Source organism: Dulcicalothrix desertica PCC 7102 (assembly GCF_003991905.1).
In the GTDB taxonomy this organism is placed as follows: Bacteria; Cyanobacteriota; Cyanobacteriia; order Cyanobacteriales; family Nostocaceae; genus Dulcicalothrix; species Dulcicalothrix desertica.
Genome location: NZ_RSCL01000006.1, coordinates 406,691 through 426,286, shown reverse-complemented (window position 1 = coordinate 426,286; position 19,596 = coordinate 406,691). Strand labels below are relative to the sequence as shown.

Here is a 19,596-nt window from a genome sequence, read left to right as displayed (position 1 = left end):
CCCGTACAGGAGTTAGGAATTCATTATATATTCAAGAACCTAAGCGATGTAGTTATCGAAGTTAACGCTTCGGGGTTAACACCTGCCCTATGCGCCGCTATCACACCTACCGCTTCCAGGTACGAACTTACCTGTATTGATTTTACCCCTATTGGCTCAGGTGGAACTTGTAACTGTGTTTCGTTTTCTTCTATTGTAACAATTAGACACTTTTGACTCAAACTTAGTATTGCACTACTACCGCAAGCAGTCGCAGGTACAATCACAGCATCTATAAGACTTGCCCAAATATCATTTGGTTCACTCATATAGCCATGCTTATCTTTAACAATAAACTGCGGCGCCTTATTCAAGCCAACTAAAACACTTGGAAGAAAAGTATAACCTATTTCCTCCGCCGCCGAACGTGGGGATAAATTTATATCTAAAGGAGGAGGCAAAAAAGCAGGCGCATGGGCACACGGAACTTCAAACTCGCGTACTATCAAATGACTAATCACCGCTTCGGCGCCAGCTATTAAATCAACACCCTTACCCAAACGGTAATTTTTATCTGCCTCGGAATCAACTTCATCAGGAAACCGCGCCACAACAGCTACAGCGTCGGCGCCTACTTTATTGATCAAAGTATCTGCTGCCCGCAACAAACTATCAGCATTACCAATAGTACCCCAACTTGCGCCAGACTCCGAAGTACGTAACTCTACATTCAACGGCGCATCTGTCACTACATAATCAGTCACCGTAATTCCCAAAGTCGCCCTAGCAGCATCAACAGCTTGTAACTGTCGTAATCTTAAATCAGGCTCAATACCCTGGTCTAAAAGCAAACCTATCTTATTATTATGAACCGGACGTAACCCCCAATCACCCGCCGCAAATCTGTCAAGTCCATACCCTTCAACATACAACGCATTCGGAATATTCCAATACAACATGGCGCCGTTCATCACATTAGGGTGCGTAATAAGTCTATCTACAACTTGTGCCAAAGTCTTCGCCACTGGTAACGCATCACCCGCATAACCACCAATAGAGGCGCCGATCCCAGTAGGTATAATTAAAATTGCAGTATATGGACGCATATAAATATTTGAAACCGGGTTTCTTCAACACTTTACCAAAAGAAACCCGGTTTCTCTAATTTTGTTTCAACTGTCTCAACTCCGTAGATAGTCGCTTGACATTACTTAGACAGTAAAAACAAAGTAGATGCATCAAACCCATACCAGCCATTGCTCCCATAACATAAGGAATAGATGGTCTACTAAGTAAACTTATTCCAAAAGAAACGCTAACGATGATAATTTGGATATTGATAGCGATTTGAATAATTTCAGGTGATTTGACAAGCATTTGCCTTAATGTAAAGCCAATATATAAAAGCCCTACTGAAAAGCACAACCTAAAAAAATTTAATAATAAATCAATTATATTACCACTATTTGACAAAGCTATTAAACTGCCAAAGCCACTTAAGGCGCCGATAAAATAAAAGAAGAGCCTTAATGAACTAACCGTTACACGCATATTACCTTAATCTTATTTACAGTATTATTATTCCCAGTAAAAATACTTTTATAACAATATGCTAATTTTTAGTACTGGTGTAGAATTAATATAGAGAACAAGTTAAAAGAGGAAGTTCTAGCAATGGAGCGTCAAGGCTTTCACTCTCCTAAACCTCAAAGTGCAATATGTATATCAGAAGAGCATTTAGAAGCAATGCTTTTAGAAGGTTTAAATTCTGGAACTCCCACTGAAATGACATCGTGAAGTTTACGATTATCTGTACCCGCTAACATCAGAAGAAATTAGACAGCATTGCAATGAAGCAGTGGATTTCAACTAATTCTCTGCCATCCAAACTAAAAAAGCTAAAATTTGCCCTACAGGAGGTAAAGGATAATCATTCAAATCTATCGTCAAAACCTTTTCTTGTAATTGCATGAAACGCCATTGAGTCCCATTGCTAACACAGCCATAAATTGTAGCGATGGACTGCCCTTTCATCTGGTTAAACATCTGTGCTGCTACCATCTCTGAAGCACACTGCCCCAAACCCGTTTTCAGGTCAGCTTTTTTTGCTTCAACTAAAATAAAAACTGGTGCTTCAATTTCAATTTGCTCTATGGAGCGACTTAATAGAAAATCACAAGTCCCATTTAAACCTAGTGCTTCATCAACTGTAAAATCCTCGCCTGAAAAAAAGCTGATTTTTTGTTGTAAAATTTGACGCACTTCTAATAAAACAGGGCTGATTATTAACTCTGAACGAGCTTTCTCACTTCCTGTTGCCGTTGCTATAGGTAAACTATATTCTAAAAAATTTTGAAGTGTTAAAGAAGGCTCTAAGGGTGATAGCTGGGGTAAGAAGCGCACATTCTCACGGGTGACAATCCCAAATGCTGACTTTACACTTGTCAATGTTTTGAATTGACTGTAAGGCACAATGTAACTCCTGTGGCATGTATATCTTGTAGGATAGCCTGTCTATATGATAGATATTATCTAGAGGCGGGCAGGGATGCCCGCCCCACAAGAGATTTTTGAAGATTTTTTATTTTTTAGGGTTGTTTTGTTACTACTGCTTCTACTTTGACTTTTTGTTGTTCTGTGTCTACAGAGGTGATTGCCCAGCGTAGGGGTTCACCTTGTTTTTTCAGTTCTGTTTCTACGGCTTTTTGTAGTTCGGTTGGGGTTTCTTGTAAATCGATTTCCGCGCTGATGAAATGTGTGGTCATAGTTGTATATCCAGATTTGTTTATAAATATAGCTGGCGCCGGGGCGGGTTTACAATGATTTTTCGTTTTTGTTGAGGATTTTTGGTTAATCCTACACCGAGGCGGGTTTACGATAATTTTTCGTTTTTGTTGAGGATTTTTGGTTAACCCTACACCGAGGCAGGTTTACGATAATTTTTCGTTTTTGTTGAGAATTTTTGGTTAACCCTACACCGAGGCGGGTTTACGATAATTTTTCGTTTTTGTTGAGGATTTTTGGTTAACCCGCCTCTACTGCGGTATTTACTGCTTTGCTCATCCGGTTTACCTCACTGTCTGTATGCACAGAATTGGCACAATAGGGACATATGCAACAAAGATTAATGAAGTCGCAGCAATCGAGGGATTATTTAGATATGGCTATTATCAGCTGGCAACGTCAAGGTGATATTCAAGCTATGCGTCGTGCAATGGATTCTATGTTTGGAGATATGATGGTACGTCAACCTCAAATGGTAGCTTTTAAGCCAGCAGTTGAACTGCAAGATACTGATGAAGCTTTGGTTTTACGCGCGCAAATTCCTGGTATCGATGCAAGAGATTTAGATATTCGCGTTACCAAGCAAGCGGTTGTTATCTCTGGTGAAAAGAGTGACAACAATCAAACTGAGAAGATTGGTTATTTCCGTTCTGAGTTTACTTATGGCAAGTTCCAACGGGTGATTCAATTGCCTGTTGCAGTTGACAATGATAAGGTGCAAGCTGAATACAAGAATGGTATTTTGTCTTTGACATTACCCAAAGCAAGCGCTGCACGTAATCAAGTTGTGAAAGTTAACTTATTAGGCAATGCTCCTGCAACTTCGGCGCCTGCTATTCAAGAGACAGAACCTACTAAAGCTACTGAGGCACCAGCTACTCAAGAGTTAGAACCTACCACAGCAATTAAAGAAGTTCAACCTATTCAAGAGAAGAGCGAAGTCGTAGCGACTGAAGTTGCTCAACCTACTTACATGGCTGAAGAACTCCAAGATGTTTGGGCAGCATAATGTAAGATTTTGAAATTTAGTAGCGCGTTATTTTTGATTTCAACGCCTAGATTCTAATAACTCACCCTTACTAACGGGTGGGTTTCTTGTTTCCCCAAATTATCGCAGGGTGTGTACATACACTTACAAATAGCATTTATTAAAAAAAGTTAATAATCACAACTTACTCGTGCAAGATTTAATAGTAGGATAGTAGTGTGTCCTTGAAAGGAGAATTTTCAGAATGCAAGCTGATAGCACAACGGAACAAAGAGTAATTGATAAAATTCGCGGATTGTTTCCTGAACAGATATTGCAGGTTGAAGAGTTCATTGACTCTCTCTATAAAAAAAATACCACCAATACAGATAGTGAGATAGCTTTCGTTGCAGCAAAGCTTTCTGAGCCAGCTTTTGAAAAAATCTGGGATAATCCTGATGATGCAGAATATGACAAATTATGAATTTGGTGATGTTGTTTTAGTGCCTTTCCCTTTTACTGACCAGACCACTACCAAAAAGCGCCCAGCTATTATTGTTAGTTCTGACGATTATCATCTTCAACGCTTAGATTTAATACTAATTGGTGTTACTAGTCAAGCAAACCCAGCAAGCTATTTTGGTGAAATGACAATCACTAACTGGAAAAATGCTGGCTTAATTAAGCCTTCAATTATTAAACCAGTTTTAACAACTCTTGATATAAAACTTGTGATAAAAAAGTTAGGGCGGCTTGAAGAATCTGACTACCAAGCTTTACAAAACTTGTTGACAACTATTTTAGGTTAGGGATGTAACGGATGGAAAGATCAACTATCCGTTACATCCGTTATATCCGTTGCCAAGCTTACTTCCCAAATTGTTGTTGATACACAACCTCTTCCTGGTCGGTTACAATTTTCAAATCAGAGCGAGGATATGAAACGCAAAGCAGCGCATAACCTTGTTTTTGTAATTCAGGACTAATACCCATACCTTCGCTTTGGTCTACTGTCCCACCGTTGGTAATTTTTGCTGCACATGTAGTACAAACACCAGCATGACATGAAGCGGGTAGTTCTAGACCGGCTTTTTCTGCTACTGCTAAAACTGTTTCGTTTTCGGGTACTTGGATGGTGAGAATTTTACCCTGATGGTTTAGTTCAACGGTATATGTTTGTGTCATATGGAGATTTGATTATAACGCTGTAATAGACAAGCGCAATATTTTAACTCAAAGAATTGTATCCTACCAAACTTGTAGCTATATTTAACACTAACTCAGGAGTCAGGACAATTTACCTTTATCCTTATAATAATTGGCGATACAGTGATTATTATAAGCTAGAGGCTTACAAACACTTATAAATTTGGCTGTCACCGCTAAAAAGTTGGATTGATACTTGGAGAGCAGAATGCTGGAATCATACCGCAAACACGTTGAAGAGAGAGCAGCACTAGGAATACCACCGCTGCCATTAGATGCAAAACAAACATCAGAACTGTGCGAACTACTGAAAAATCCACCTGCGGGTGAGGAACAGACATTACTGCATTTATTACGTGACAGAGTACCACCCGGTGTTGACCCTGCTGCTTATGTTAAAGCTGGTTTCCTAACGGGTATTGCCAAGGAAGAAATTACTAGTCCTTTGGTTTCCCCGATAGAAGCAGTTGAGTTATTGGGTACAATGATGGGCGGTTACAACGTCCAATCGCTCATCGATTTGTTACAAGTCCCAACCGTTTCAGTATCTACATCTTCGGAAACCCCGTTAGTAATGGGGGGACAAGGTAAGGAACCAATAGCTGCATATGCGGCTGCGGCTTTGAGTAAGATATTGCTCGTATATGATGCATTCCATGATGTTATTGAATTATCTAAAACGAATCCTTTTGCGAAGCGAGTTGTAGACTCTTGGGCAGAAGCTGAATGGTTTACTTCGCGCGCGCAGTTACCAGAATTTATTAACGTCACTGTCTTTAAAGTACCTGGTGAAACCAATACCGATGATTTATCACCGGCACAACACGCTACAACTCGTCCCGATATTCCTTTACATGCTTTAGCGATGTTGGAAACTCGGCAACCTGGAAGTTTAGAAACTATTGTTGAACTAAAGAAAAAAGGACACCCCATTGCTTACGTTGGAGATGTAGTAGGTACAGGTTCCTCACGGAAGTCAGCTATCAACTCGGTGTTATGGCATATTGGTCAAGATATTCCTTTCGTTCCTAATAAGCGCGCGGGTGGGTATGTACTTGGCGCCACTATTGCCCCTATTTTCTTCAATACCGCAGAAGATGCAGGCGCCTTGCCAATAAACTGCGATGTCACAAAAATGGAAACAGGGATGGTAATTACTATATATCCTTACAAAGGAGAAATTACCAACGAAGCCGGAGAAGTTATTTCAACATTCCAATTAAGACCCGACACAATTTTAGATGAAGTGCGCGCTGGTGGACGTATACCCTTACTTATCGGACGCACCCTCACAGACAAAACGCGCGTAGCTCTAGGTTTAGAAGCAAGCAAATTATTTACCCGTCCTCAACAACCAGCTGACACAGGTAAAGGTTACACCTTGGCACAAAAAATGGTAGGTAAAGCTTGCGGTTTACCAGGAGTTCGTCCTGAGACATCATGCGAACCTATTATGACAACCGTTGGTTCCCAAGATACCACAGGGCCAATGACGCGCGATGAACTCAAAGAACTCGCATGTCTAGGTTTTAGCGCTGACTTAGTAATGCAAAGCTTCTGCCATACTGCTGCATATCCCAAACCAGTAGACATCAAAACCCATAAAGAACTCCCCGACTTTATAGCTCAACGTGGAGGTGTAGCATTACGTCCTGGTGATGGAATTATCCACTCATGGTTAAACCGGATGTTATTACCTGACACAGTAGGAACAGGTGGAGACTCACATACACGTTTCCCTCTTGGTATCTCATTTCCCGCAGGTTCTGGGTTAGTTGCATTTGCAGCAGCTTTAGGTGTAATGCCTTTAGATATGCCAGAATCAGTATTAGTACGCTTTAAAGGAGAATTACAACCAGGTGTTACATTACGCGATGTTGTAAATGCAATTCCCTACGTAGCGATTCAAAAAGGTTTACTAACAGTTGAGAAAAAGAACAAAAAGAACATTTACGCTGGAAAGATATTGGAAATCGAAGGTTTGCCAGACTTAAAAGTCGAGCAAGCATTTGAATTAACCGACGCTTCCGCCGAACGTTCCTGTGCCGGTTGTACAATTAAACTCAGTGTAGAAACAGTTTCCGAATATATCCGCTCCAACGTAGCACTGCTTAAAAATATGGTAGCGCGAGGTTACGGTGATGCTAGAACCATCATGCGCCGTGTTGCCAAAATGGAAGAATGGTTAGCAAACCCAGTATTAATGGAAGCAGATGCAGATGCGGAATATGCGGAAATTATCGAGATAGACTTGAACGAAATTAAAGAACCAATTGTAGCGGCGCCAAATGACCCTGATAACGTTAAATTACTATCAGAAGTAGCAGGCGACCCAGTACAAGAAGTATTCGTAGGTTCCTGCATGACCAACATTGGACATTATCGTGCAACTGCGAAGGTGTTAGAAGGCGCCGGTCAGGTTTCAGCAAGGTTATGGGTGGCGCCTCCAACACGGATGGACGAAACACAGTTAAAGAACGAAGGTGTTTATGATATTTTTGTAGCAGCAAACGCGCGGACAGAAATGCCAGGTTGTAGTTTGTGCATGGGCAACCAAGCCAGAGTTGAAGATGGAACAACAGTATTTTCAACTTCCACCAGAAACTTTAATAACCGCATGGGTAAAGACGCTCAGGTGTATTTAGGTTCTGCAGAGTTAGCTGCTGTGTGCGCGCTGCTAGGTAGAATTCCTACAGTACAAGAGTATTTGGATATTGTGGCGACGAAGATTCAACCGTTTGCAGATAATTTGTATCGGTACTTGAACTTTGACCAAATAAGCGGGTTTGAAGATGAAGGAAGAGTGATAAGTAAAGAAGAGGAGAAGATTTTGGAACTAACCGTGAAATAGTTTTTATGTCTTGTCTTGTGGAGCGGGCATCCCTGCCCGCCCCAAGTTTTAAAGGGCTTGCAGAGGCGCATACCCCACAAGATACACAATTTGCTTTTTGGTTTCCCTTTTAATCTTTGATGCTTGATAACGTTTACTCGCTTCGTTCATAACCGCTTAGGGTTGCAAACCCCAAGCTAATAGCAAAAGTCCGTTTAAAAGGACTAGACAAAATAAAATTTTCTACTCATAAATAATATACTTATTACGGGAAAGATAGTATTAATTTCAAACATTTTCCTACAACTTCACGATATTCTACATACTCTTCTTTAGTAACTCCCCATGCAATTTTGTCTGATATGCTAGGATGAGATACAGTATTTCTATTTCTTCTATCAAAAAGATTACGAATAGATATACAAATTTCGTGAGGTATAGCTTTAGACGTTAAGAAATCAACAACATCGTCTGCTTCATATTTTGTTTTTTGCTTAATTGTATCAAAACACATACATACTGCATGAATTTCATTTAATAAGTGATTTAATCCTACTGAATAAGAGTATATTTTTTCATTAAATATACGTAAGCGTATTTGCTCTATTACATTTGAATATTGTGTTATCAAAACAACTTCCTCATATGATAATTGAAAGTATCCTGGCTTTTCTGAGAATATAAAGATTTCCTCAAAAGCATTGAAGATGTGCTTAAAACTATCGATAGTTTTGATTCTACTAAATAAGTGGGTGTATTGAAATTCATGTTGACATAGTAATGTTAATATTAAATAAGCATCTCTAGTCGATAGTTTGATCTTTGAGTCTAAAAAATTAACAAATTCTTGTAAAACCTTCTTGCTTTTAGATATTATTAAAATAATTTCACGGGGCATAACATTAACTAAATCAAAGTTAAACTCATTGAATGTAGCTTCGATTTGTATTATATTTTCTTCCTTTGATAAAAGCTGATTTACAGATTTTTCGTAAATTTCTCTTAAAATATCTGCTTCAATCGTTCCATCTGAGTAAATGGAAAAGTCGATACTTGAATTTTTAAGTTTTTGGAGTTCATGAAAAATATTAGCTAATTTATTTTCTGGAGTTTCATCGTTTTCTTCGTCATTAAGATGGTATTCTGGTGAAACTTTTTTCAAATCTTTTAATATAGCTTCTTTATCATGTTTATTTCCAAGCCAATAAAGTTTTGTTTTTTTATTTAATTTAAGTTTCAAATGAGAGTATAGCAAATCTGAAATTTGTGAAGTTAATGAATATATAATTTTTTCTCTTTGTAATTGAGTTGCTTCATTACAAAAACTCACAACTATGAATATATCATCAACGTAGCGAATTATTATATGCTCATTTATAAATTCTTTATATGTAAGTATTTCTGAGTCTATTAGTAAATCACTAAAAGTTAAATACAAGTAACCAGTAAAGCTAGAAATTATATCATTATCAGCTTGCGGAATTCCACCTTGATTATGCGATAAATAATTATAGAAAAACTTTAAATTTTCTTGAGTAGATGTTGTAAAATTTAACTCCTCTTTAATACTTGGTTTTATGAATTTATCAAGATTCTCAAGTAGAATAGAGATAGAAATATTATCAAAAAAATTTTCTATATCAAGCTTAATTACAAGCTTATCTTCAGGGCTATTAGTAATTTGTTTTCTAATTTGTTTTTTAAAGTCTTTATAGTAATTTTTATAGAATGTAGTCTCATGCTTTACTGTTAAAGAATTTTAATTAAAGAGTAAATTACCACCATAGTAGCATTTTAAGCGTTTGTTTTTAGCAATATATGTTTGTAAAAAATCTTGGGACAGCTTGAGTAAGTAAAGACCTATTGAGTAATACAAAACTCTTAAAGGATAAGTAAGAAATTTTTGATTCCTTAGCCCCAGGTAAGATTTTGGAACAACATAATCGTAAAAAGCAAACTCACGCTCTAGGGCATAAAATAGGGCATTAGCAACTCGTTTATCAAAATATTCTTGAGTATTAACTATATTTGTTAAATGAGAAATACGTTGATAGTAAAACATACTGAGCGTCAAATAGTGCTTATTTTTATCCATTTGATTAATTTGAAAATCAAGTAATTTTTTTGCTTCTTGCCATAAAGTGAAATCTATAAAATTAAGTAGTGATAATGTATTGTTTTTCATAAATATAAATCTTGACGTTGGTTACAAAGTGGCAAAATTAAAAATGTATAAAAGTTATATAAATTGATGTAGGATAAATTTGATGCTATCCATTAGAGCAAATAAACAAATTGAACTAATAAAAACTGTTAATAAATATAGTATTAAGAGTTAGATGACTTAATTAATCATAATAGAGTCCAAGCGACTAAAGAAGTTTGATTCATTATTTTTGAAAAAGCTTGGAGACTGCCAGTAATTCTCTCCCCACTACTTCTACTGTTGATGAATCTTTTCTTGTAAAAACTTTATCACCAAGAAATGAAACATCTTTTTGAGCAGGTATAGTAATCCTAATTACTGAATAACTTTTAGGTTTGTACGAAATGGTATCGAATTTAGCTAGCACCTGGGTTTTTAGTGGCTCTGTTAAGGCAGAGTTTTGAATTGTATTAGTGATTAGCTTAATATATTCTTCTATGCTTTTATTTTGCAATTTTGCTTCTCTATCAATTCCAACAATATATCTTCCATTTACTTCAATTGGTATAATTTTATCTAACTCTTCGATTCTACGAGCATGTTTCTCGCAGTCTGTTACTCCAATATGAATATATCCATCACTATCTGACCCTAAATTGGCTATTCCACATATAGTTTCGGTAAGCCTTGTCAGTAAATCTTTATTTAGCTCTCTTTTCAATGATAAATCAAGTAAGCCTTGTTTACATTCATATCTTGAAGTTTCTATACGAGAACGACGTAGAGAATTTTCTAAGTCAAGTACAAGCTCGGCACCATGCCCTAGTGCAGAAGGTTCTTTTTTAGCAAAACAATCTTGAATTAAACCTATAGTTCTTCTAATGTTTTTCTTTCGATCATCTGTTGTGGTATAATGACTACTTAAGTCAAGTGTTTTTTGAAGCCCTCGTAAAGCATTAATAATACCATCTGGGTCGGCTGGAGAAAGTTCTCTACGGATAATTAGGTCGAAAAATGCCATGAAAATAGTGTAAAAAGCTGTTCGGATGGGGTTATTACTAGATGGATTAACTATACGTGATAAACGTTTTGTGTCTGAGCTACAAGCTTCAATAGTTTCACGCATTACAGCGAATGTTGTAATAATATCATGAGTCAATTTTTTTGAACCGTAAGTAGCTAAAGCCGTTTCCAAAACATGAAAGTATTTATTATCTTTATCATACAAACTATCCAAACGCTCTGTACTTACAGGTAAAGGTTCATTAAGCAAGATAGAAGCAGCAATATCAGCTGTCATTTGTTCATCTTCGCTTTCTCGAAGTTGTTTTACTGTTAAGGCGCCTTGCTTACACCAAATAGTATCTTCAGCTTTGATTTTATAATTTTGGTTACTTTTTTGTGAATCAATACTGATTTCAGGCATATCTATAAGGCGTAATACTTTGTCAGATACATCACCACGCAATTCCATAGAGATTGACCGTACTAATTCTGCAAACGCTGTTGTTATGCCTGCTTGTCTTTTTTCTTGGCTACTTAGGTGTTTACCACTAGAATTAATGCGACCAAACACTTCTGTTATATCTTCTTCTCCCATTGCAGTATACACTGTCACTGCAAGCTGATAATCTAATACATCAGCACACTCTTTACCTGACATAAAAATTATTTTTTGCTTTTCTATATCTTCTTTATTTATTTCAGGTTGAATTACTCGATCACTTACTAATTGTTTGGCGTAGGAAAACTCATCAAGATTAAAATATTTATTATCAAAGCTAAAACAATTTTCTATAAAACTAAAAATTGCATTAAGGCGTTGCATTCCATCAATGATTTCATACTTACCACTGCCATATATTTGAGGACGTTCTGCAAGTAAAATCAGTGGAATTGGATACCCTTTTAAAATGCTACCAATTAGCCTTTCTTTCTCTGAGACTGTCCAAACAAGCTTTCTTTGATACTTTCTATTGACTAATAAACTGCCTGAACGGTAGAGTCGGTAAGCTTCTGTAACACTCATCCCGCGAGGTGTAATACTCATATGTAATTAAAATTATATTTGTCAACCCCAATTGTACTAAATACAATAGTAATATTTAATACGCACAATGTTAAGATTTTTGTCTTATAGTATTTCTATACGGTGATGATGCCAAAGGCTGTTCTAAGAATATAGAACTGTCGCATTCACATAAAAGGGTATAGGAGAATACCTTCCAGCAATTCCTCGTTGTCATGCTTGGGGACAAACTATAGATCAAGCAGGCGCCGAAATTATGAATGTTTTTGAGATGATACAAGAAGACTATGCACGATTAAGGTTTTATAATGTCTGAAGATGTTAAATTGCTTGTAGCAAATGCCTTTATACAGTCATCGAAATAGAACGAGTTGCCAACACACGGTGTTTTGAAAAAGCGCGACACAAGGAAACTCACCTTTAGAGGGTATTTATAAAGTAAATCTTAAGGCGGGAAGTAACAGAGTGATGGTCTCGTAATATACTCCATAACGTAACGAAGCTGGGTTTAAAATACTGCCAAGGCGATGGGTAGTTGAAAGGACTTTTGGTTGGCTAGGGCGTTACCGCCGTTTGAGTAAAGATTATGAGTTGTTGCCACAAGTAAGCGAAGCAATAATATATGCCGCAATGGTTAGATTAATGTTAAATAGTCTTGTGTGTTAAATGTTACTCCTCCCTATATGGTTTTAAGGCATTAGCATTTACTTGTACTGAATATAACTTGGATATCAGTCGTGCCACGGATATGCGGGCGCACTTTTTTTGTTTGACTATTTTTCTTGCTATAGCAATCCTAAATCATTTGTGTTCACGAAGTGTACCGAAGGTAAATCCGCACGTCGTAGAGACGCGATTAATCGCGTCTCTACAGGGTTATAATTTTTACAAATCATGTAGGACTGCTATATCTGTATTGCTTCATCAAAATCTGGCATTGGTATCCATCGTGCATTTGATTCTGTTACATTATCAAGATTGTTGAGGTAGCTTTCAATCTCATCAAAAACGGTAGACGCATTTACATTTTCTAATTTTGATTCTGTTGCAAAATCAAAGTTGCCTGAAATGCTTTGCTGATAATTAAAATTTGAATCTGTTACGTAATCATGATTTTCGTCTTCAGACCAATTTGATTCTGTTACAAATTCAATTATCTCCCCTGAATCCAAAGCTCGCGCAAACCTTAAAATTTCGTTGGACAAAGCTTTGGGAATACGAATAGTGCAAGTTTCTTCATTATTCCAAGTTGCTTTCCTGCCTGCATTCAGTCTATATCCTCCCCAGTCAGACTTAGATTTTTTAGTTTTTTTCGCTTTACTCATTGGATACATCCACATGATTATGTTACATAATCATAATAGCTGTAACCTTTTTACTATCCAAGATTTTAATCTTTTTTTTAAAGCGTCAAAATAAAACTGTCGGTTTTTTCCCCAATAATGCGCTACTGAGTGTGCTTGATTATGTCTCGTACAAAATTACTGCTCACTGTTCTTAAGATTTACTTTATAAATACCCTCTTAGATTTACCTCCGCTACGAGATTTAAGTAGCGGTGAGTGGGCACGCTTTAAATAGATTCAAAATTAGCACATCGCAGAAATCAAAATTTCTGCGTTGAAAACTTAACCTGCGGCTTCAAGTGATTGTCGAATATCTTTGAAAAGCAAAAGCAAGTGCAGGCGATTGGTTGGAGATTCTTCCATGCCGAATTTGAGGTAAAACGCGCGGGCTTCGTCGTCTTTAGCATGGACAAGAAAAGCTCGACCGCCAATAGTTTCAGCCCCCGCCAGAGAGCGGCGTAGTGCGTTGCGGAACATGGCTTTACCTAAGCCTTTTCCCTGTTCACCTTTGTCTATGGCAAACCGCGCCATAAGGATAACCGGGACGGGATAACGCCCCTGCCCTTTCATGACGCGAGCAGGCACATCGTCCGGCGATACGGATGCCGGAGCAAGACTGTAATAGCCAATGACGCGCTCGGCGCAAGTCAGGACATAGGTTCTGGCTCCCCCGCTTGCCTGATTTTGCAAAGCATATTTAATCAGGAAATCATTAAGTGGCAGTTTGCCACAATCAAAATCCGCAATGATATGACTTTTGGCAAGCAGAATAGGCTCATTTAAAGGCTCACTTTGCATTAAAACAATTCCAGTTTCTTACATTCCTTACATTAGAACGGTTCTGATTCGCTAAAAAGCCGCTCTAATTCTGGAATGACTTTCGGCGGCGCGTCAAGACGTTCACAGAACGCTTCCCACTGGTCGGGCGGCAAAGAAAACTCTGTTTGATACATAAGAATAGCATTTGCAGCATCAAGCGATGCTTGCAGGACAAACTTGCTTACATTCGTGTGCTGGACTCGTGCCGCTTCTGCCAGTATTGCCTTTTCCTGCTCCGTTGCGCGAATGGAAAGCCGCGTTTCTTTTGGCGTAGCCGCTGCTGCCTCAAACATGATTTTCCTCCTATAGTTCTCTCTGTATTCCCAATGTACACCCAATTAGTTAAAACTGCAATCTATTTAAATGCGGTCGCACCCAGAAGCCCATTTTTCCCTAACGGAAGTTAAACAAGACTATTGTAAGGTAGGCATCTCGCCTGCCCATAAAATATTGTAGGACAGGCGAGACGCCTACCCTACGGGATAATTTATTTCTTGGACTACTCTAACCAATCGAACATAGCTCGCGATCCCAACAGCATCGTTTTGAAAAGAGGCGCTAGGACACTATACCTGAATGCCCAGCTATAATCTGCCAAGTTCCTTCCCCAGAATGAGACCAAACCCTGGTAAAACGAAAAATGCCATTTGTAGGTGTGTCATTGTAGCTGCCCGATAGTTGCATTTTTACTGAGACTATCGCTACATCACCTGTTAATAAAATATGCTGCTCGGAAGCTAACAACGAGTTGAGTTTAAGGGCGCCCGATTTGTGACCAGCTAAATCCTCCTCTTTACTTACCAAATGTCCCTGGTGGTTTGTAAAAATTAATCGAGATGATAGCAGTTCATCTAGTGCTTTCACATCAGAGTTAAGCATTGCCAGCCTGAGCTTTTCTTCTGCCTCGATGATTTGATGCTCAATTTGATTATCCATTATCTTGTCGCTATTAGTTCGGGATGAATCGTCAGAGTTGGGCGCTCGATGACCCGATCTACCAAGCCATACTCCACTGCCTCTTGTGCCGACATAAAGAAGTCTCGGTCGGTGTCAAGCTCAATTTGCTCATGAGATTTCCCCGTATAGTTAGCCATCCGCTCATTGATCTGCCGTTTCAGGTAGATAATTTCCTTGGCTTGAATCTCGATATCCACTGCCTGCCCCTGCGCTCCACCGGAAGGCTGGTGAATCATAATCCGCGAACTCGGTAAACTGCTGCGCTTGCCTTTAGCACCCGCACCGAGCAAAAAGGCGCCCATACTAGCTGCCATGCCATAGCAAATCGTGCAAACATCTGGACGAATATGGTTCATCGTGTCATAAATGCCTAAACCTGCTACCACAGAACCACCAGGAGAATTGATGTACAGATAAATATCCTTTTGGGGGTCTTCTGCTTCTAAAAACAGCATTTGCGCCACAATTCGGTTAGCCGTATCCGAGTCGATGGCTTCTGCTAAAAAAATAATCCGTTCTCGCAGTAAGCGAGAGTAAATGTCGAAGGCTCTTTCACCCCGACTCGATTGTTCAATTACGGTAGGAATCATAATGTGGAGTTCTCCAATGAAGTGGACGATTGGGTAATGGAACTTTTAATCGATTATTAATTGCCCATTACCAGTTTGCGACAGAATTTTAAGCTACTAATGCCAATACATCTTCGATTTCTAACAGGCGCTTGAGGTAGGATACGCTCTTCTTCCATCTGTAGCTCATGGTTCATGCTGCTTTGAACATCAAGAGCCGTTTGAATTAGCGTTAGCTTCACTCTAGGCCCGTACTGCTCCAGCTTGAAGCGGACGTGACATGGCGCAGTTCCAGTTACATTGGATGAGCCAAAGGTATAAGAAAGTAGTTGCGGCGCCTGGGATTCCAATACTTCCCCAATGCTTTCGGTCTCGCCGTCCTGGTTGATATGCTGCACGAATGAACCCACCTGCCAGTCAGACTCAAGTTGCCCGCCAGACCAATACTGCTGGGTGAATTCTTCACTGACGATTGCTTCCCAAAGTTGTTCGAGCGTGGTCGCAATATAGGTCACGTAAACGAAGGTGGGTTTATTCATGTTTAGTCTCCTTGGTGTTTCTAGTTGTCAACCTTCGAGATTTCGCTTTAATTGACTCAATGCATCTAGTTGAGGGCGTTCGTATTTACTCAGCCAGCGATCGTAAATCTCCTGAATCGGTACTGCGTTAAGGTAATGCAGTTTTTCTCGGCCATGCCAGACGACGACAACCAGATTTGCGGCCTCTAGTAGCGTCAGATGTTTTGTCACGGCTTGCCGCGTCATGTCAAGGTATTCGCACAGTTCGTTTAATGTTTGTCCATTATGGGCATACAACTGGTCGAGCAACTTTCTCCGACTCGGATCGGCAAGGGCTTTAAACACTGCATCCATGTTTCTCATTATATGCAACCTTTTAGTTGCATGTCAAGCGATTTAATCAAATCCAAAGTATTTGTTTGTTACCTGAGCGCTGTCAACCCCGACTGTCCGTCAGTTTCACCTAGAAGAATCGAATTTATGCTATCTTTGTACTAATAATTTAAAAGTGTAGCTTTTATGCAAGCAGATAAATATCCATTTGCCCAAGAACTGATTACCGATACTCAAGGGAATATTCGTAAGGTAGTAATAGATTTTAACGATTATCAACATTTACTTAAAGCACTAGAGGTTAGAGGGTTAACCCAAACAGCCATAAAAACCTCAGCGAAAAGCCTACTTAGTCAGGAAGAACTTGAAAAATTTGACCCTGTGAAGCAACATGAGGCTTTGAGCCAGTTAATGCAAGAGTGGGAAGAAGAAGATGACGATGAACAAGAACAAACAGAAACTTGGGAATTTCTTCGTAAAGCGTTAGATGAAGATCGTCTTTCTAATAGACCATTATTCCCATGAGTCAAGTTGTATTGCTCGACTCCGGGCCTTTGGGAATGGTGACAAATCCAAAAGCATCTTCCATAGAAGTTCAGGAATGTAAATTGTGGTTCAATACTTTGCCACAGAAAAATTATACAGTTATGCTCCCTGAAATTACTGATTATGAGGTTAGACGTGAATTATTACGTGTTGGTAAAATAAAAAGTATTAGGCGCCTAGATAGACTGAAGTTACAAATTCCATACCTTTCACTCACAACAGAAACAATGCTTTTAGCCGCTCAGTTATGGGCAGAAGCAAGACTTAGAGGAAGACCAACAGCAGAACCTTCGGCATTAGATGGTGATGTAATTTTAGCCGCACAAGCAATATTACTAGAAAATGAAGGGTATAAAGTGGTAATTGCAACAACTAACGTAGGTCATCTATCACAGTTCATAGATGCTCAGGAATGGCGGGCTATTTAATAAATATCCCTCTGTAGAGACGCTATAAATCGCGTCTCTACGTGTCTCTGTGGTAAAAAATTTTATATACTGTTTTGTGACTGCACAGGCTAGAAGCCTGTGCTACAAGACAATATTTTTTAAAGCTGGACATTTTTCTAAAAAACTAGCAGCCTTATTACTTGCATCAACATTATTCATATGTATAGGAGTCGGACGAATTACACCATTAAACAAATCATCTAGCCCATAAGGTGTAAAAAATTCCCATTCCCCCTCACTATCCACTCGCACCCCTACCGCAGTAGCAGTATGTAACCACTTACTAATACCATCTTCTGTACTCTCAAAAGTCTGGCGCCCATTACGCCACCTTGCAAAGCTAGCCTGATTTTTTACATCAAATATATAGTTAGGAAATTGGTTTGCTAAAGCTTCTTTGGCGCCAAGTTCTTGAGAACGTTCTCCTTTATCATCAAAGAAAGCAATATCAAAGTCTTTAATAACTAATTTACAATCATCACCAAATAGAAAGCGCCAAACTGTATTACGAACGGCGCCACCTGCTAACCACCAGTTAGGAAGTTGAAGTTCTGCGATAGCTGGCAATACTTCACTAACAGGAGAATTCAGAAGTATTTCTTTTAGCTGTGCTTGGTTTAATGTCATTTTGCTGGAAATAAAAAGAAGTAGCTAGTTATGGAAACTCCAATACACGTAATAAAATTACGTACCCATACTGAACTGACCTTACGCGCGAAGAAAGCACTGCTATATCCACCAATTAAAGCACCAACTGCCATCAAAATCGCACTTGACCACACAATAATGCCTGCTTTCATAAAATAAAGTAAAGCGCAAGCGTTTAAAGTTGTTGCTAGCCAGCTTTTTACAGCATTCATCGTATGAATACTTTTAACACCCATCATTTCTAAAATAGCTAGTATAACAATACCACCACCGCCACCAAAAAAACCTCCATATATAGCAATCAGGAATTGAAAGATAATTACTAACCACATTGGTAATTTAAAACGATTTTGCAACCAGCTATTAATTCGCTTACCAAATGCAAATAGTAATGTGGCAGTTAGCATTAAATATGGAATTAAACCAGCAAAGCTTTTAGAGGGAGTATTTAACAGTATATATGAACCAATAGTTCCTCCTAAAACGCTTGCTACAGTCAGTGTGAAAAATTCCCACCGACGAATTGACATATCTTGACGGTAAGCAAATGTCGAAGCAGCAGTTCCCACCCACATTGCTGCTGTGTTCGTCGCATTTGCTGGTATTGGTGGAATTCCAACGAACATTAATGCTGGAAATGCAATTAACCCTCCTCCACCTGCAACACCATTCATGGCGCCTGCTATTACAGCTACGATAAATAAGAATAAATTAGATAGCATTAACTTTCCCTCATAGCAATAATTCGCAGGCGCCTATAATCAGCCGTCCAAGTACCGTTTTTATATAAAATAGGTTTAAGTTGTTCTTCTACTGTTTTGATTACTTCTTGCTGTGTAGAGTTAGCCAAAAATCTACTTGCGAACATCATCAACCAATTTCTTAAACCTGCTTCTCCATCAGGTAAAGGTGTTGGACGGTTGAATAGTACTGCATAGGTAACATCAAAACCCTGCTTTTCTAATAGAGTCGTATATTCTCCAATGCTGGGAAAGTACCAAGATGATGGGGATTTAATTTCTAAGGCTTGGTAGAGGGCATCTGTAATTAATTTGACGTTACCTTTACCACCAAATTCTGCAATAAAGCGACCTCCAGGCTTTAAAGCACGGTAAATAGAACTTATTACTGCTTCTGCTTCTGGTATCCAATGCAACGTCGCATTTGAAAATACGGCATCAAATTCTGTATCAAATTGGAATGAGCGCGCGTCTGCTACTGTGAATTCTAAATTCGGATAATTCAGCTTTGCTTTTTCCACCATTGCTGCATCAGCGTCTATTCCTGTTACTATGGCGCCTGTATCTGCTATTTTTGCAGTGAGTTGCCCTGTACCGCAGCCAACATCTAAAATTCTTTCCCCAGATTGCGGGGACAGTAAGTTGAGTAAATCTTCACCATATTGCCAGACAAACGCATGTTTACCCTCGTAAAGGGTTGGGTTCCAAGTATTTTGAAGCATAAATTTAAT

Annotated in this window: 24 protein-coding genes and 2 pseudogenes; 8 read left to right on the top strand and 18 right to left on the bottom strand. The window is 38.8% G+C overall.

From position 1 onward, the window contains the following. Positions 1-23 precede the first annotated feature (23 nt). Both DSM106972_RS15525 and DSM106972_RS15520 read right to left on the bottom strand, forming a co-directional pair. On the bottom strand, positions 24-1,085 hold the full coding sequence (locus DSM106972_RS15525) for a DUF3326 domain-containing protein (protein ID WP_127081542.1): 1,062 nt from the start codon (positions 1,083-1,085) through the stop codon (positions 24-26). A 55-nt stretch (positions 1,086-1,140) separates the two neighbouring features. After that, entirely contained in the window at positions 1,141-1,530 is a 390-nt protein-coding gene (locus tag DSM106972_RS15520; protein ID WP_127081541.1) for a hypothetical protein, read from the bottom strand. Between the two features lie 123 nt (positions 1,531-1,653). Between DSM106972_RS15520 and DSM106972_RS54910 the strand changes: the two genes are divergently transcribed. Beyond that, positions 1,654-1,776 carry a hypothetical protein gene (locus DSM106972_RS54910; protein WP_267901116.1) on the top strand — a complete coding sequence of 41 codons (123 nt, stop codon included), beginning with the start codon at positions 1,654-1,656 and terminating at the stop codon, positions 1,774-1,776. 72 nt (positions 1,777-1,848) lie between these two features. Here the strand turns inward: DSM106972_RS54910 and DSM106972_RS15515 are convergent, their stop codons facing one another. Both DSM106972_RS15515 and DSM106972_RS52190 read right to left on the bottom strand, forming a co-directional pair. Further along, positions 1,849-2,451, bottom strand: coding sequence for a hypothetical protein (locus DSM106972_RS15515; RefSeq protein ID WP_127081540.1), 603 nt, complete (start codon positions 2,449-2,451; stop codon positions 1,849-1,851). Between the two features lie 116 nt (positions 2,452-2,567). Continuing rightward, a complete protein-coding gene (locus DSM106972_RS52190; RefSeq protein WP_170213577.1) occupies positions 2,568-2,744 on the bottom strand; it encodes a DUF8621 family protein in 177 nt (58 codons plus the stop codon). Positions 2,745-3,139: 395 nt separating this feature from the next. Between DSM106972_RS52190 and DSM106972_RS15510 the strand changes: the two genes are divergently transcribed. The 3 genes from DSM106972_RS15510 (at position 3,140) to DSM106972_RS15500 (ending at position 4,539) form a co-directional block, all read left to right on the top strand. Beyond that, positions 3,140-3,772: an Hsp20/alpha crystallin family protein gene (locus DSM106972_RS15510; protein WP_127081539.1), complete on the top strand. Its 633-nt coding sequence runs from the start codon at positions 3,140-3,142 to the stop codon at positions 3,770-3,772. Positions 3,773-3,995: 223 nt separating this feature from the next. Next, on the top strand, positions 3,996-4,214 hold the full coding sequence (locus tag DSM106972_RS15505; protein WP_127081538.1) for a toxin-antitoxin system, antitoxin component, Xre family protein: 219 nt from the start codon (positions 3,996-3,998) through the stop codon (positions 4,212-4,214). After that, positions 4,201-4,539: a type II toxin-antitoxin system PemK/MazF family toxin gene (locus tag DSM106972_RS15500; RefSeq protein WP_127081537.1), complete on the top strand. Its 339-nt coding sequence runs from the start codon at positions 4,201-4,203 to the stop codon at positions 4,537-4,539. Before DSM106972_RS15505 ends, DSM106972_RS15500 begins: the two co-directional genes overlap by 14 nt. Positions 4,540-4,597: 58 nt before the next feature. Here the strand turns inward: DSM106972_RS15500 and DSM106972_RS15495 are convergent, their stop codons facing one another. Then, the gene (locus DSM106972_RS15495; RefSeq protein WP_127081536.1) at positions 4,598-4,915 is read right to left on the bottom strand and encodes a 2Fe-2S iron-sulfur cluster-binding protein; all 318 of its coding nucleotides are present in this window, start codon (positions 4,913-4,915) and stop codon (positions 4,598-4,600) included. A gap of 229 nt (positions 4,916-5,144) precedes the next feature. On the opposite strand from DSM106972_RS15495, the gene acnB reads away from it, so the two are divergent. Next, positions 5,145-7,787 (top strand): bifunctional aconitate hydratase 2/2-methylisocitrate dehydratase, encoded by a 2,643-nt coding sequence (gene acnB / locus DSM106972_RS15490; protein WP_127081535.1) that lies wholly within the window; start codon positions 5,145-5,147, stop codon positions 7,785-7,787. Positions 7,788-8,031: 244 nt separating this feature from the next. Here the strand turns inward: acnB and DSM106972_RS15485 are convergent. The 3 genes and pseudogenes from DSM106972_RS15485 to DSM106972_RS15480 all read right to left on the bottom strand — a co-directional run. After that, positions 8,032-9,495: pseudogene (locus DSM106972_RS15485) on the bottom strand (AbiA family abortive infection protein); the annotation flags it as partial. 30 nt (positions 9,496-9,525) lie between these two features. After that, positions 9,526-9,951, bottom strand: coding sequence for a hypothetical protein (locus DSM106972_RS52530; RefSeq protein ID WP_201800730.1), 426 nt, complete (start codon positions 9,949-9,951; stop codon positions 9,526-9,528). A gap of 205 nt (positions 9,952-10,156) precedes the next feature. Beyond that, positions 10,157-11,962: a GmrSD restriction endonuclease domain-containing protein gene (locus DSM106972_RS15480; protein ID WP_127081534.1), complete on the bottom strand. Its 1,806-nt coding sequence runs from the start codon at positions 11,960-11,962 to the stop codon at positions 10,157-10,159. Between the two features lie 477 nt (positions 11,963-12,439). On the opposite strand from DSM106972_RS15480, the pseudogene DSM106972_RS15475 reads away from it, so the two are divergent. Continuing rightward, positions 12,440-12,607: pseudogene (locus tag DSM106972_RS15475) on the top strand (transposase); the annotation flags it as partial. A 239-nt stretch (positions 12,608-12,846) separates the two neighbouring features. Here DSM106972_RS15475 and DSM106972_RS15470 read toward each other — a convergent pair. From DSM106972_RS15470 to DSM106972_RS15440, 7 genes are all read right to left on the bottom strand, one after another. Continuing rightward, a complete protein-coding gene (locus DSM106972_RS15470; RefSeq protein ID WP_127081533.1) occupies positions 12,847-13,266 on the bottom strand; it encodes a hypothetical protein in 420 nt (139 codons plus the stop codon). A 302-nt stretch (positions 13,267-13,568) separates the two neighbouring features. Then, positions 13,569-14,084 carry a GNAT family N-acetyltransferase gene (locus tag DSM106972_RS15465; RefSeq protein ID WP_127081532.1) on the bottom strand — a complete coding sequence of 172 codons (516 nt, stop codon included), beginning with the start codon at positions 14,082-14,084 and terminating at the stop codon, positions 13,569-13,571. 32 nt (positions 14,085-14,116) lie between these two features. After that, the gene (locus DSM106972_RS15460; protein ID WP_127081531.1) at positions 14,117-14,398 is read right to left on the bottom strand and encodes a type II toxin-antitoxin system TacA family antitoxin; all 282 of its coding nucleotides are present in this window, start codon (positions 14,396-14,398) and stop codon (positions 14,117-14,119) included. A 265-nt stretch (positions 14,399-14,663) separates the two neighbouring features. Continuing rightward, complete coding sequence (locus tag DSM106972_RS15455; protein ID WP_127081530.1) at positions 14,664-15,041, bottom strand: nuclear transport factor 2 family protein; 378 nt, start codon at positions 15,039-15,041, stop codon at positions 14,664-14,666. Further along, positions 15,041-15,652 carry an ATP-dependent Clp endopeptidase proteolytic subunit ClpP gene (gene clpP / locus DSM106972_RS15450; RefSeq protein WP_127081529.1) on the bottom strand — a complete coding sequence of 204 codons (612 nt, stop codon included), beginning with the start codon at positions 15,650-15,652 and terminating at the stop codon, positions 15,041-15,043. The genes DSM106972_RS15455 and clpP overlap by 1 nt, the downstream gene beginning before the upstream one ends. Positions 15,653-15,708: 56 nt before the next feature. Further along, entirely contained in the window at positions 15,709-16,170 is a 462-nt protein-coding gene (locus tag DSM106972_RS15445; RefSeq protein WP_127081528.1) for an SRPBCC domain-containing protein, read from the bottom strand. A gap of 27 nt (positions 16,171-16,197) precedes the next feature. After that, positions 16,198-16,512 (bottom strand): ArsR/SmtB family transcription factor, encoded by a 315-nt coding sequence (locus DSM106972_RS15440; protein ID WP_127081527.1) that lies wholly within the window; start codon positions 16,510-16,512, stop codon positions 16,198-16,200. Positions 16,513-16,668: 156 nt separating this feature from the next. On the opposite strand from DSM106972_RS15440, the gene DSM106972_RS15435 reads away from it, so the two are divergent. Both DSM106972_RS15435 and DSM106972_RS15430 read left to right on the top strand, forming a co-directional pair. Further along, on the top strand, positions 16,669-17,007 hold the full coding sequence (locus DSM106972_RS15435; protein ID WP_201800729.1) for a RelB antitoxin-like protein: 339 nt from the start codon (positions 16,669-16,671) through the stop codon (positions 17,005-17,007). Further along, positions 17,004-17,456 carry a PIN domain-containing protein gene (locus DSM106972_RS15430; protein ID WP_127081526.1) on the top strand — a complete coding sequence of 151 codons (453 nt, stop codon included), beginning with the start codon at positions 17,004-17,006 and terminating at the stop codon, positions 17,454-17,456. The genes DSM106972_RS15435 and DSM106972_RS15430 overlap by 4 nt, the downstream gene beginning before the upstream one ends. Before the next feature lie 102 nt (positions 17,457-17,558). Here the strand turns inward: DSM106972_RS15430 and DSM106972_RS15425 are convergent, their stop codons facing one another. From DSM106972_RS15425 to DSM106972_RS15415, 3 genes are read right to left on the bottom strand one after another with little or no spacing between them, the layout of a single operon-like run. Further along, positions 17,559-18,104 carry a nucleotidyltransferase family protein gene (locus DSM106972_RS15425; protein WP_127081525.1) on the bottom strand — a complete coding sequence of 182 codons (546 nt, stop codon included), beginning with the start codon at positions 18,102-18,104 and terminating at the stop codon, positions 17,559-17,561. Beyond that, positions 18,101-18,847, bottom strand: coding sequence for a sulfite exporter TauE/SafE family protein (locus DSM106972_RS15420; RefSeq protein WP_127081524.1), 747 nt, complete (start codon positions 18,845-18,847; stop codon positions 18,101-18,103). Before DSM106972_RS15420 ends, DSM106972_RS15425 begins: the two co-directional genes overlap by 4 nt. Continuing rightward, a complete protein-coding gene (locus tag DSM106972_RS15415) occupies positions 18,847-19,587 on the bottom strand; it encodes a class I SAM-dependent methyltransferase (RefSeq protein WP_127081523.1) in 741 nt (246 codons plus the stop codon). The genes DSM106972_RS15420 and DSM106972_RS15415 overlap by 1 nt, the downstream gene beginning before the upstream one ends. Between the last annotated feature and the right edge of the window lie 9 nt (positions 19,588-19,596).

Coding starts and splice junctions, on each gene's coding strand:
- DSM106972_RS15525 (WP_127081542.1), bottom strand. CDS start 1,085: ATGCGTCCATATACTGCAATTTTAATTATACCTACTGGGATCGGCGCC.
- DSM106972_RS15520 (WP_127081541.1), bottom strand. CDS start 1,530: ATGCGTGTAACGGTTAGTTCATTAAGGCTCTTCTTTTATTTTATCGGC.
- DSM106972_RS54910 (WP_267901116.1), top strand. CDS start 1,654: ATGGAGCGTCAAGGCTTTCACTCTCCTAAACCTCAAAGTGCAATATGT.
- DSM106972_RS52190 (WP_170213577.1), bottom strand. CDS start 2,744: ATGACCACACATTTCATCAGCGCGGAAATCGATTTACAAGAAACCCCA.
- DSM106972_RS15510 (WP_127081539.1), top strand. CDS start 3,140: ATGGCTATTATCAGCTGGCAACGTCAAGGTGATATTCAAGCTATGCGT.
- DSM106972_RS15505 (WP_127081538.1), top strand. CDS start 3,996: ATGCAAGCTGATAGCACAACGGAACAAAGAGTAATTGATAAAATTCGC.
- DSM106972_RS15500 (WP_127081537.1), top strand. CDS start 4,201: ATGACAAATTATGAATTTGGTGATGTTGTTTTAGTGCCTTTCCCTTTT.
- DSM106972_RS15495 (WP_127081536.1), bottom strand. CDS start 4,915: ATGACACAAACATATACCGTTGAACTAAACCATCAGGGTAAAATTCTC.
- acnB (WP_127081535.1), top strand. CDS start 5,145: ATGCTGGAATCATACCGCAAACACGTTGAAGAGAGAGCAGCACTAGGA.
- DSM106972_RS52530 (WP_201800730.1), bottom strand. CDS start 9,951: ATGAAAAACAATACATTATCACTACTTAATTTTATAGATTTCACTTTA.
- DSM106972_RS15480 (WP_127081534.1), bottom strand. CDS start 11,962: ATGAGTATTACACCTCGCGGGATGAGTGTTACAGAAGCTTACCGACTC.
- DSM106972_RS15470 (WP_127081533.1), bottom strand. CDS start 13,266: ATGAGTAAAGCGAAAAAAACTAAAAAATCTAAGTCTGACTGGGGAGGA.
- DSM106972_RS15465 (WP_127081532.1), bottom strand. CDS start 14,084: ATGCAAAGTGAGCCTTTAAATGAGCCTATTCTGCTTGCCAAAAGTCAT.
- DSM106972_RS15460 (WP_127081531.1), bottom strand. CDS start 14,398: ATGTTTGAGGCAGCAGCGGCTACGCCAAAAGAAACGCGGCTTTCCATT.
- DSM106972_RS15455 (WP_127081530.1), bottom strand. CDS start 15,041: ATGGATAATCAAATTGAGCATCAAATCATCGAGGCAGAAGAAAAGCTC.
- clpP (WP_127081529.1), bottom strand. CDS start 15,652: ATGATTCCTACCGTAATTGAACAATCGAGTCGGGGTGAAAGAGCCTTC.
- DSM106972_RS15445 (WP_127081528.1), bottom strand. CDS start 16,170: ATGAATAAACCCACCTTCGTTTACGTGACCTATATTGCGACCACGCTC.
- DSM106972_RS15440 (WP_127081527.1), bottom strand. CDS start 16,512: ATGAGAAACATGGATGCAGTGTTTAAAGCCCTTGCCGATCCGAGTCGG.
- DSM106972_RS15435 (WP_201800729.1), top strand. CDS start 16,669: ATGCAAGCAGATAAATATCCATTTGCCCAAGAACTGATTACCGATACT.
- DSM106972_RS15430 (WP_127081526.1), top strand. CDS start 17,004: ATGAGTCAAGTTGTATTGCTCGACTCCGGGCCTTTGGGAATGGTGACA.
- DSM106972_RS15425 (WP_127081525.1), bottom strand. CDS start 18,104: ATGACATTAAACCAAGCACAGCTAAAAGAAATACTTCTGAATTCTCCT.
- DSM106972_RS15420 (WP_127081524.1), bottom strand. CDS start 18,847: ATGCTATCTAATTTATTCTTATTTATCGTAGCTGTAATAGCAGGCGCC.
- DSM106972_RS15415 (WP_127081523.1), bottom strand. CDS start 19,587: ATGCTTCAAAATACTTGGAACCCAACCCTTTACGAGGGTAAACATGCG.